The 6313-nt window shown below is 71.0% G+C and carries 7 protein-coding genes; 2 read left to right on the top strand and 5 right to left on the bottom strand.

The window, feature by feature from the left end; genetic code table 11:
* A partial coding sequence (locus tag M8J73_RS35625; protein ID WP_372504075.1) for a DEAD/DEAH box helicase occupies window positions 1–1315 on the bottom strand: 1315 nt, incomplete at its 3' end.
* Window positions 1316–1814: 499 nt separating this feature from the next.
* On the opposite strand from M8J73_RS35625, the gene M8J73_RS35620 reads away from it, so the two are divergent.
* Window positions 1815–2585 (top strand): ferritin-like fold-containing protein, encoded by a 771-nt coding sequence (locus M8J73_RS35620; protein ID WP_055542434.1) that lies wholly within the window; start codon window positions 1815–1817, stop codon window positions 2583–2585.
* 282 nt (window positions 2586–2867) lie between these two features.
* Here M8J73_RS35620 and M8J73_RS35615 read toward each other — a convergent pair whose 3' ends face one another.
* The 4 genes from M8J73_RS35615 to M8J73_RS35600 all read right to left on the bottom strand — a co-directional run bounded on the left by M8J73_RS35615 (window position 2868) and on the right by M8J73_RS35600 (window position 4860).
* Window positions 2868–3137 carry a hypothetical protein gene (locus M8J73_RS35615; RefSeq protein WP_055542435.1) on the bottom strand — a complete coding sequence of 90 codons (270 nt, stop codon included), beginning with the start codon at window positions 3135–3137 and terminating at the stop codon, window positions 2868–2870.
* Window positions 3138–3310: 173 nt separating this feature from the next.
* Entirely contained in the window at window positions 3311–3538 is a 228-nt protein-coding gene (locus tag M8J73_RS35610) for a DUF3107 domain-containing protein (protein ID WP_055514448.1), read from the bottom strand.
* Window positions 3539–3717: 179 nt separating this feature from the next.
* A complete protein-coding gene (locus M8J73_RS35605) occupies window positions 3718–4359 on the bottom strand; it encodes a TetR/AcrR family transcriptional regulator (RefSeq protein WP_055514444.1) in 642 nt (213 codons plus the stop codon).
* Between the two features lie 276 nt (window positions 4360–4635).
* Window positions 4636–4860: an Rv3202a family protein gene (locus tag M8J73_RS35600; RefSeq protein WP_055542436.1), complete on the bottom strand. Its 225-nt coding sequence runs from the start codon at window positions 4858–4860 to the stop codon at window positions 4636–4638.
* A gap of 284 nt (window positions 4861–5144) precedes the next feature.
* Here M8J73_RS35600 and M8J73_RS35595 point away from each other — a divergent pair, with 284 nt between their 5' ends.
* On the top strand, window positions 5145–6305 hold the full coding sequence (locus M8J73_RS35595; protein WP_079055216.1) for an alpha/beta fold hydrolase: 1161 nt from the start codon (window positions 5145–5147) through the stop codon (window positions 6303–6305).
* The last annotated feature ends 8 nt before the right edge of the window (window positions 6306–6313 follow it).

The following is a 6313-nucleotide window of genomic DNA, read 5'->3' as shown; positions in this document are numbered from 1 at the left end:
CGTCCACGGTGGCGCCACCGCGCGTCCGGCGGCGACGGCGCGGCGTACGCGCCGGGCGCTCGCGCTCCGCGGAGGGCGCCGGGCCGGAGGAACGGCCGCCGCGCCCGCGGGCACCGCGACCACCCGGCTCACCAAGGTCTTCCAGCTCCTCGGCGTCGAGGCCGGCCCGCGTGCGCTCCGAGCGCGGCAGGACACCCTTGGTGCCCGCCGGGATGCTCAGTTCCTCGAAGAGGTGCGGGGACGTGGAGTACGTCTCCGGCGGGTCGTTGAAGCCGAGGTCCAGCGCCTTGTTGATGAGCTGCCAGCGCGGGATGTCGTCCCAGTCGACGAGGGTGATCGCGATGCCCTTGGCGCCCGCGCGGCCCGTACGGCCGATGCGGTGCAGGTACGTCTTCTCGTCCTCGGGGGACTGGTAGTTGATGACGTGGGTGACGCCCTCGACGTCGATGCCGCGCGCGGCGACGTCGGTGCAGACGAGGACGTCGACCTTGCCGTTGCGGAACGCGCGCAGCGCCTGCTCACGGGCGCCCTGGCCGAGGTCGCCGTGGACCGCGCCGGAGGCGAAGCCGCGCTGCTTGAGCTGGTCGGCGAGGTCGGCGGCCGTGCGCTTGGTGCGGCAGAAGACCATGGCCAGTCCCCGGCCGTCGGCCTGCAGTATGCGCGCGACCATCTCGGGCTTGTCCATGTTGTGCGCGCGGTAGATGTGCTGCGAGGTGTTCGCGACCGTCGCGCCCTCGTCGTCGGGGGCCGTGGCACGGATGTGCGTCGGCTGCGACATGTAACGGCGGGCGAGACCGATGACGGCGCCCGGCATGGTCGCCGAGAACAGCATCGTCTGGCGGCGGGCCGGAAGCATGTTGATGATCTTCTCGACGTCGGGCAGGAAGCCCAGGTCGAGCATCTCGTCGGCCTCGTCGAGAACCAGGCACTTGACGTGCTTCAGGTTCAGCTTCTTCTGGCCGGCCAGGTCGAGGAGTCGTCCGGGGGTGCCGATGACGACGTCGACGCCCTTCTTCAGGGCCTCGACCTGCGGCTCGTACGCGCGACCGCCGTAGATCGCGGTGACGCGGACGTTGCGCACCTTGCCGGCGGTCAGCAGGTCGTTGGTGACCTGGGTGCACAGCTCGCGGGTGGGGACGACGACGAGCGCCTGCGGGGCGTCGGTGAGGTCCTCGGGCTTGGCGCGGCCGGCCTCGACGTCGGCGGGGACGGTGACGCGCTCCAGGAGCGGCAGGCCGAAACCGAGCGTCTTGCCGGTGCCGGTCTTGGCCTGGCCGATGACGTCGGTGCCGGAGAGGGCGACCGGGAGCGTCATCTCCTGGATGGGGAAGGGAGTGATGATGCCGACGGCTTCCAGGGCCTCGGCCGTCTCGGGGAGGATTCCGAGATCTCGAAAAGTCGTAGTCAGGGTGCTGCCTCTTCTGTGTACGCGGCGTGGCGCGAGCGCGGGGGTCGTGTCGTCTGACCGTGCCTGGGGGACATCGGCCGCCCTCACGGGCTGGCCGTGTGGCACGGGACCACTGCCGACGCTCTAGCGCTCATACCGCTGAGGGGTTCCCTCCGGACGCCGTACGCAGAGTGCCGTACGGAACAGGAGGGCTGTCGGGTCGGAGCCGATCGGGCCACCGACCGGGCATCCTCATGCGTGCGGCCTGTCGAGAGACGGTCGAGATACCGCGGTGGTACGTCGACGTACTCAGCAGGCGCATTACCACCATACCCCGGAAACACGCACATGCGATGGCCGATTTGGTCACGTAGTCGTCGTCACACCGATCGACCGGGCCCTTCCACCCTGCGCAGAGCGGGCTATTGTGCGCTTCATGACCACGTCTGACAAGCCTGAGAACGCCGCCGGTACCGCTGAGACGGCCGAGACCGCCGAGGTCACCGGCATCGCCGCCCAGGACTGGGCCCAAGCCTCGGCCGACCCGCAGTACCGCGCCGCCGTCGTGGATCTGCTCGGAGCGCTGGCGTACGGGGAGCTCGCGGCGTTCGAACGGCTCGCGGAGGACGCGAAGCTGGCGCCGACGCTCGTCGACAAGGCGGAGCTGGCGAAGATGGCCGCCGCCGAGTTCCACCACTTCGAGAGGTTGCGGGACCGGCTCACGGAGATCGGCGAGGAGCCGACGCGCGCCATGGAGCCGTTCGTGGACGCGCTCGACGGCTTCCACAAGCAGACGGCGCCGTCGGACTGGCTGGAGGGCCTGGTCAAGGCGTACGTCGGCGACTCGATCGCCAGTGACTTCTACCGGGAGGTCGCGGCGCACCTCGACGCGGACACGCGCGGGCTGGTGCTCGCCGTCCTCGACGACACCGGGCACGCCGAGTTCGCGGTGGAGAAGGTGCGGGCCGCGATCGACGAGGACCCGCGGGTCGGCGGGCGGCTCGCGCTGTGGGCGCGGCGGCTGATGGGCGAGGCGCTGTCGCAGTCGCAGCGGGTCGTGGCCGACCGGGACGCCCTGTCCACGATGCTCGTGGGCGGCGTGGCCGACGGGTTCGACCTGGCCGAGGTGGGGCGGATGTTCTCCCGGATCACCGAGGCGCACACGAAGCGGATGGCGGCGCTCGGCCTGGCCGCGTGAGCCGCTGGTTGCATTGAGCGCCCGGCCGCTGTGAGCCGCTGGTTGCTTGAGCGCCCGGTCGCCGTGAGCTCCCGACCGCCGTGAGCCGCTGACCCCGTGGTCGGCTAGTCGTCGTGGGGCGCGGCGTCCGGCGTGTCCGTGGGCGGCCGCGGGGCGTGCGAGGTCGGTCGCGGATGCGTGGTCGGTCGTGCCCGCGCGGTGGCGGCGCGGATGTCGCGGTCGGTGGCGGCTCGGATGTCGCTACGGCTCCGCGTCTCCTCGGAGGGCTCGCCGTTACGCGGGCTACGCGGTGGCCGACCTGCGTCGAAAACGCTCCGTCGGGCGCAGCAGGAGCGACAACGACGCCGCGGCGACGATCGCCCCGCCGCTCAGGAGCACCAGGAAGTTGGTGGAACCCAGGGCGGTGTGGGTGAGGAACGCGCCGAAGAGGGCGCCCGCCACGCCGGTCGGCAGGACGAGCGTGCGGGGCGGCAGACGGTGCGGCAGGCGGTAGACGGCGGCCCAGGCGAGGGCGAGTCCGACGAGTGCGGATCCGAGCGCTTCCAAGAACATGATCGGGTTCCCTCCCACACGGCTTGGCCTGGGCAAATCGGTCGTAGCCGGTACTACCCGCGAGTCACGGAACGCAATCCTCCCCCTGTGGACGAGTTGTGGAGGGGCGCATGCGGAGGGGCCCGGTGGTTTCACACCACCGGGCCCCTCCGTATACGTCGTGCGCCTCTCGCCTACAGCGCGCTGAAACCGACCTTGCGGACGGTCGGCTCGCCGATGTCGATGTAGGCGAGACGGTCGGCAGGGATCAGCACCTTGCGACCGTGCTCGTCCGTGAGGCTCAGCAGCGCCGACTTGCCGGCCAGCGCCTCGGACACGGCACGCTCGACCTCCTCGGCACTCTGACCGCTCTCCAGAACGATCTCGCGGGGCGCGTGCTGCACGCCGATCTTGACCTCCACGGCTATGTCCCTCCGACGGTCAGTGAAGTGCGCGGGCGTCCGCGCCGTACCCAGCACACATTAGCCCGGTGAGGGGACGTCCACCCTCCGCTCGGCAACGCCAGGAGCGAACAGGGTGCGGGAACAAAACCCCGGACCAGGGGTGTGCCGAGCGCCGGTCCGGGGCCGCGCGGCGACGGTCAGTGGTGCTCGATGCCGTGCAGCGGGAAGCCTGCGATGCCGCGCCACGCCAGCGACGCCAGCAGCTGGACCGCCTGCTCGCGCGGGACGCTGCGGTCGCTGTGCAGCCAGGACCGCGCCACGACCTGGGCGAGCCCGCCCAGACCCGAGGCGAGGAGCATCGACTCCGCGCGCGACAGACCTGTGTCCTCGGCGATGACGTCGCAGATGGCCTCCGCACACTCGTTCGTGACCTTGTCGACGCGCTCGCGTACGGCGGGCTCGTTCGTCAGGTCCGATTCGAAGACCAGCCGGAAGGCGCCGCCCTCGTCCTCGACGTACGCGAAGTACGCGTCCATCGTGGCCCGTACACGCTGCTTGTTGTCGGTCGTCGACGCGAGCGCGCCGCGCACGGCCTGGATCAGGGACTCGCAGTGCTGGTCCAGCAGGGCCAGGTAGAGGTCGAGCTTGCCCGGGAAGTGCTGGTAGAGAACCGGCTTGCTGACACCGGCGCGCTCGGCGATGTCGTCCATCGCGGCCGCGTGGTAGCCCTGGGCCACGAAGACCTCCTGGGCGGCGCCCAGCAGCTGGTTCCGTCGGGCTCGGCGCGGAAGGCGTGTGCCCCGCGGGCGTGCCGCCTCTGTCTGCTCGATGGCTGTCACGCCGCCTCCCAAATCGTCCATGTGCGGTGTGCGCCGCGCCGCCATCGTACTTTTCGGTAACCCAGGTGCGCGCGGTGCGAGCGCAGAATTTCACGGACCGGACGCCTGGGAAAGTGCCGCGGACCACGTCAAACGCGGGCAGGGTGGACAGAAGGAAGCCCTTTCCCGTCACCGATCGTCGTCTTTCGCGTCACCGGCGGTGGTCCTCGGGGGCCGGGCGCCTGCGGGCACGCGGGCGTGGTCCATCGCCGGCGGTCCCCGGGCGAGGGGGCCGCTCTAGCGGTAGTCGTCCTCGTCGAGGTCGACCACTCGGGCCTGTTCGGCGAGGTCGGCCGGGTTGGCGACGCCCGGATCGAGATCGGTCAACGGGTCGTCCCGGTCCGGGGTGACGTACGTGTGCTGCTCGGCGGCATCGGCCTCGGGGGCCTCGACGTCGTCGATCTCCACGGAATCGGCCTCCGTCTCCGCGAACGTCTCGGGATCTGTGGGGTCAACGGCCATCGTGGTTTCCCCTTCCTGCTCCTGCCTCGGTGCTGCCGGAACCCTGTGAAGCGGCAGGGGCCACGTACGGGTGTGCCTTGTTGTCTACGAGCCTAGGAGACAGCCGAACGTGGCGCTATGCGGTCCGGTGGTGACGGGATGGTTTGTTCTACGCGTGGCTCTACGGGTTGTTCTTCCGTCGTGGTCGTGGTGACCACGTCGTGGTCCGGTACCCCGCTGTGCATGGCTCGATCTGTGACGGCGAACACATGAACCACTACGTGATCGTCTCGTAACATTGCCGCATGTCTTCGACCGAGCTGCCATCCCTGATGACCGCCACCGCGTCGCCGAAGGCGAGTTCCGTGCGCGTGGCGCCGGGGGAGCGGCTCAGGTCGGTGCGCCTGCCGGGGATCACTCTGGCGGTCCGGTCGAGAACCCCGGCCCATGACGATCTGCCGCCCGCCCTGTACGTACACGGCCTGGGCGGCTCCTCGCAGAATTGGTCGGCGCTGATGCCGCTGCTCGACGGGTCGGTGGCCAGCGAGGCCGTCGACCTGCCCGGTTTCGGCGACTCGCCGCCGCCGGACGACGGCAACTACTCGGTGACGGCACACGCGCGTGCCGTCATCCGCTATCTGGACGGGACCGGGCGCGGTCCGGTGCACCTCTTCGGCAACTCCCTCGGCGGCGCGGTCACCACCCGCGTCGCGGCCCTGCGCCCCGACCTCGTGCGGACGCTGACGCTGGTGTCGCCCGCGCTGCCCGAACTGCGTGTGCAGCGCACCGCGGTGCCGACCGGGATGCTCGCGGTCCCCGGTGTCGCCGCACTCTTCACCCGCTTCACCAAGGGCTGGACCGCCGAGCAGCGCGTCCGGGGTGTCATGGCGCTCTGCTACGGCGACCCCGGCCGTGTCACGGAGGAGGGCTTCCGCAACGCGGTGGAGGAGATGGAGCGGCGCCTGAGGCTTCCCTATATGTGGGACGCGATGACGAGGTCCGCCCGCGGCATCGTCGACGCGTACACCCTGGGCGGGCAGCACTCGCTGTGGCGCCAGGCCGAGCGGGTCCTCGCCCCGACGCTCCTCGTCTACGGCCGCCGTGACCAGCTCGTCGGCTACCGCATGGCCCAGCGCGCCGCCCGCGCCTTCCGCGACTCGCGCCTCGTCTCCCTGCCGGACGCCGGGCACGTCGCCATGATGGAGTACCCGGAGGCGGTCGCCGCGGCGTTCCGCGACCTACTGGCCGATACGGCGCGGACGGCGTCGAACGGTGTGGGAGGCTCTGGGGGACATGGCTCCGGGACGCGGCAATCGGGCGTACGGGGCTCAGCGACGTCGGCCCGTGACGAGGCGGACGCGGAGCGGGTGAACGGGGAGTCCGTGAACGGCAAGCCGGTGAAGGGCGAGGCCGACGATTCCGCCGGGGACGGGGCAGTGCCCGGCGCCCCCGCTGTGGGGAGCTGAGGCGCGGC

It is taken from the genome of Streptomyces neyagawaensis, from assembly GCF_023516595.1.
GTDB classification, from domain to species: Bacteria; Actinomycetota; Actinomycetes; order Streptomycetales; family Streptomycetaceae; genus Streptomyces; species Streptomyces neyagawaensis.
The sequence above is the reverse complement of the archived record's forward strand: the minus strand, read 5'-3'. Positions and strand labels throughout refer to the sequence as shown.